Here is an 887-nt window from a genome sequence, read left to right on the forward strand (position 1 = left end):
TACTGTTGGGTTATTCTTTATATGGCTGGGACTTTCACCCAGCAAGATGGCGCACCCTTAGCTTGGCGCACAACGTGGAGAGTAGTCGATGCGAGACCTAGCGGGCGAGCTTAACACAAGCGCGTGAACTCGCATTGACTAGCTCGTCTGGATCTAGCCGACCGGCAGTGTGAGGTTGAAGTCTAGGTTAGATTTAGTCATCTGTTCGAATTATGAAACAGAGGATTCATTTTTTCCGTTTTTTATGCAACCGAGGATAATAAAAGCTAGCCCTACCGATACCATTATCAAATGATGAAGAGCTAGGTAGTCTTCAAGGCTAGCCACCATAAGCCCTAAGCCAAACCATGGTAGTATCGATTTCGTTTTATTCATTCTGTCCTAGATCGCGAAGAGCTGGAATCCCAGCCTGTAAAGTCTAGTGGTTTAAGGTGCTGTCGAATATCGTGCGCGTTAATGGGATTGTCCAGTCTCGCCTGGTTCTGATTTCTTATTCTTTGCAGGCAGTAAATTCACGATGCCGTTTATAATGAGAATGCCGGAGATTACGAATGCAATCAGAAGCTGCATGTCCGGGGCAATGCCAGTATTTTTAGATACTAACGCCAAGAGTGTAACTTCTTGAGGATATCCTTCTGCCTCTATCGAGTAGTCAGGCCCATGACTCTGCATGACTAATACTTTTGTAACGACGACAATTCCTCCAAACATAAATAGGAAACCAAACGGTATCATTCCGAGTGCGATAAACAAGATTCCGTCTAGTTTTTGCTTTTTCATTCTCGTTCAGAACAGTTTTATTAGTGTATTTTTGCATTACGATAGAGGTAGGTATAGCTGTTTCAAGCTTATTGATGTTCGATATGTATCTCGTTGTCTAGGAGTGG

General features: G+C 43.5%; 1 protein-coding gene. It reads right to left on the reverse strand.

Annotated features, from left to right (window positions below):
* Positions 1–453: 453 nt before the first annotated feature.
* Positions 454–780, reverse strand: a complete 327-nt coding sequence (locus tag QEH52_RS19915) for a hypothetical protein (RefSeq protein WP_308952715.1) — start codon at positions 778–780, stop codon at positions 454–456.
* Positions 781–887 lie beyond the last annotated feature (107 nt).

The sequence above is a fragment of the Thalassobacterium maritimum genome (assembly GCF_031127805.1).
GTDB classification, from domain to species: Bacteria; Verrucomicrobiota; Verrucomicrobiia; order Opitutales; family Coraliomargaritaceae; genus Thalassobacterium; species Thalassobacterium maritimum.

Coding starts and splice junctions, on each gene's coding strand:
- QEH52_RS19915 (WP_308952715.1), bottom strand. CDS start 780: ATGAAAAAGCAAAAACTAGACGGAATCTTGTTTATCGCACTCGGAATG.